This window comes from Tychonema sp. LEGE 06208 (genome assembly GCF_015207505.1).
In the GTDB taxonomy this organism is placed as follows: domain Bacteria; phylum Cyanobacteriota; class Cyanobacteriia; order Cyanobacteriales; family Microcoleaceae; genus Microcoleus.
In genome coordinates this window covers 1-3146 of record NZ_JADEWT010000208.1, presented here as the reverse complement: position 1 = coordinate 3146, position 3146 = coordinate 1, and the positions used below count along the sequence as shown (strand labels likewise).

Annotated in this window: 3 protein-coding genes; 1 reads left to right on the top strand and 2 read right to left on the bottom strand. The window is 44.5% G+C overall.

The window, feature by feature from the left end; translation table 11 throughout:
* On the top strand, positions 1-207 hold a 207-nt coding region (locus IQ263_RS29045; RefSeq protein ID WP_228050428.1), incomplete at its 5' end, for a hypothetical protein.
* 126 nt (positions 208-333) lie between these two features.
* Here IQ263_RS29045 and dndE read toward each other — a convergent pair.
* Both dndE and dndD read right to left on the bottom strand, forming a co-directional pair.
* Positions 334-735 (bottom strand): DNA sulfur modification protein DndE, encoded by a 402-nt coding sequence (gene dndE, locus IQ263_RS27855; protein ID WP_194071267.1) that lies wholly within the window; start codon positions 733-735, stop codon positions 334-336.
* A 288-nt stretch (positions 736-1023) separates the two neighbouring features.
* Positions 1024-3021 (bottom strand): DNA sulfur modification protein DndD, encoded by a 1998-nt coding sequence (dndD, locus tag IQ263_RS27850; RefSeq protein WP_194071268.1) that lies wholly within the window; start codon positions 3019-3021, stop codon positions 1024-1026.
* Positions 3022-3146: the final 125 nt, after the last annotated feature.

The following is a 3146-nucleotide window of genomic DNA, read 5'->3' as shown; positions in this document are numbered from 1 at the left end:
GTTATTGGTTATTGGTTATTGGTTATTGGTTATTGGTTATTGGTTATTGGTTATTGGTTATTGGTTATTGGTTATTGGTTATTGGTTATTGGTTATTGGTTATTGGTTATTGGTTATTGGTTATTGGTTATTGGTTATTGGTTATTGGTTATTGGTTGCGAATTACCAATTTCTACTTCTCAATTCCCAATAACAACTAACAAATAACAACTAACAAATAACAACTAACAAATAACAAATAACAACTAACAAATAACAAATAACAACTAACAGTCAACAATCAACAATCAACAATCAACAATCAACAGTCAACAGTCAACAGTCAACCGAGAGTTAACTTCTTAATTTTTCAGGCGAAAGAGCGATCGCCACCAAATCTTCTATTTTCTTAAGATTCGGATCGCCAGCTAAATAACCAATACCTCGATGCAAGTGCAGGCGAAATTGTTTAGCTAGAGTTTCCTTGGACGTGCCCAAATTATCTTGGTGACACCGCTGCTTGAGGGCAATTATCAGGATATCCGCCATGTCGCCGCCAAAAACATCCCAGCTTAGTTCGACGTTGCTGTCGCTCTTAATTGGCACTGGGGATGGTATGCTGGGCTCGGCGAGCGATCGGCAAAACCCCCACCTGCACAGCACGTTCCAGCGATCGATTTTAGTCGATCGTTTGAGTTTTGACAGTTGGTCTTTGGCTGTTTGAGATAAAAGGATGCGATCGACTGGTGGTTCCATAGGTTGAGAGTGTTTTGATATTTTGTAAAGAGTGTTAATATTTGGGAGGCTCAGCCTCTAAATTTACGTTTTTTGACAGAGTTGAAAAACTAAAAGTAACAATTTTTTACACGGCGCGGACTTGATATATTCAGCGTTTTTTGGTATTCTGATTGTAATAGGATATATCCTAATATAATGGGATGGTGGCAAAAATAAAATTTTCGCAACCATCCCATTATGATATATATAGTACCGCAACTCCCAGGCCAAAGTCAAGGGGGTTGCGGAAAATTTTGGCGCGATTTTTTAGTCCCAAAAATAACCGGGTTCGACGGTGGTTTGGCGTTTAGCTGAGTCGTAGTTGAGGAGGTAGCTGCGGGCGATCGCCTCTAATTCTTGCAGCTTATCATATTCTACTTTGCGAATCTCCGTGTCCGTAGAAAGCAGGATGACTTGGTGGCTGGCTGAGGGGAAATAGCGTTCGACTAGGTTGTTTCTGTGGGAGGAGTCGAGGCGGCCCAGGGGAGTGTCGATCGCGACTGGTAACTGTCTCCCGGATACTCTGGCTAATCCCCACAAAAAGGCGATCGCCAGCAGTTGTTTTTCACCGGCAGAAAGTCGGTGTTTCGGTACAGGTTTACCTTCTGGATCGTAAATCGAGAGGCTAAATGTGTCAGTGTCGATCGCAACTCTGTGCACCAAATCGGTTTTGTGCAAGAGGTAGCGAAAACAGTCGGTAATTTCTATTTCGAGTTTGTTGAGTTTTTTGAGGGTGAGTTTTTCTTTAAATAGTTTGAGGGTAGCTTGGGCTTTGGCGATCGAACCGATGACGTGTTGGCTGTTTCTGATGGTGATGTATTCGCTGCTGTAGGTTTCCAATTCTTTTTGGGTTTTGGCTAATTCTTTGTCTAATTCGTCGATGCGGCGGTTGGCTGATTCTAAGTCCGCGGCTGCGTTGGCGACTGTTTTTTGGGCATTTTTAACGGCAGATTCTAGTTTCTCGTAGGCTTCGGGGGAAGCGGCGGCGGCTAGCTGTCTGTCGGTGAAGTCGATTTCAGATTCTATATTTTGGATTTCTGCTATTTGTTTGGCGGCTGCTATTTCCTGGGCTTTGATTTGGTAGCTGAGGAGGTTTTCTAGTTGCTGGATGTTTTCACTGCTGGCGGCTAACCAGGGCGGGGTGTCGCTTCCGGCTTGCTGTTCGAGTTCTCTATTTTCTTGGCGGATGAAGTCTTGAATTTTGTCTATTTGTTCGGGATTTAAGGATATTTCGGCGATGTAGTTCAGGAGGCGATCGCTTTTTTGTTTGATAATACTTTGGGCGATTTTTGCTTGCTGCCGGCTGGCTTCGGTTTCTGCTTGGATTGTGGCTTGGGTTAGCAGGGGGGAAATTAGGGCTAAGGGCAATTCTTTTGAGGCTAGTTCGATCGCGGCTTGACGGGATTTTTCAGCAGCAGTTTTGTAGTCGTTTAGTTGTTTGTCTAAAAAACTGCGATCGGCTGCAATTTTGCCGCCTTCATAAATAAATTTGTCTGATGCTTGCTGCTGGTGTTGTTTGGCTTTGTCTAATGCGTTTTGGCAACTGCCTCTTTTTTCAATTTGCAATTCTTTTTCAGCAGTAATTTGTTGAAAAGTTTGTTCTATTTTTTCTAAAGCTGCCAAGTCTTTTTTGCCGGCAATTTCTTTGCGCTTGCGGCCGGCTAATATTTCTAAGTCAACGGCGAGGCGTTCGGCTAATTCTAAACCTAAAAGCGATTTAATTGCGCCGACGACAAACTCGGGCGGTGTTTCGAGTTCGGCTAGTTCTTTGACTTGTTCGCCGTCAAATAGAAATAAGTTGGAGATGCCGACTGGTAGCAAAGTTTCGATGTATTCGTCCCAGGTGTTGCTAATAGCTTTGTCGGGAAACCAATCGGTGACTATTTCGCTGTATATGAGAATGCTTAACGTGTCTTTTATGTCGCCCGGTTTCCAGTATCTAACTATTTTGTATTGAGTTAGTTTGTCGTCTTGGATTTGTTCAAATGTTAGTTCGACGCGGGTGTCTTCAAATGGCGGAGTTTGGCGGTTGATGGATTGATTGAGGAAGTCGCTGTAGCTTAAATTTCCTCTGGTGGAACATTGGGCTCTGCCGCCGTAAAGGGCGAGGCGGATGCCGTCCATGAGGGTGGTTTTGCCACCGCCGTTCATGCCTCCAAGTAATATGACTGGGCGGGGATTGCCGTCTTTTTCGGGGCGGAGATTGATGGTTTGGATGCCTGTGTAGGGGCCGAAGTTTTTGAGGACGAGTTCGAGGAATTGCATTGTAGATGTTGTTGGTGGTTGCTGGATTATTGGTGAGGGATTTTGTAACCGATAGTTGGTTGGTGGGGGGGGGGCGGTTAGCAGCGGATTTTGTAACGGATTTAGCGGATGGGTGGTTGGTGGGG

Bases quoted from the DNA above. Each gene is read 5' to 3' on its own strand.
- dndD (WP_194071268.1), bottom strand. From the start codon at position 3,021: ATGCAATTCCTCGAACTCGTCCTCAAAAACTTCGGCCCCTACACAGGC.
- dndE (WP_194071267.1), bottom strand. From the start codon at position 735: ATGGAACCACCAGTCGATCGCATCCTTTTATCTCAAACAGCCAAAGAC.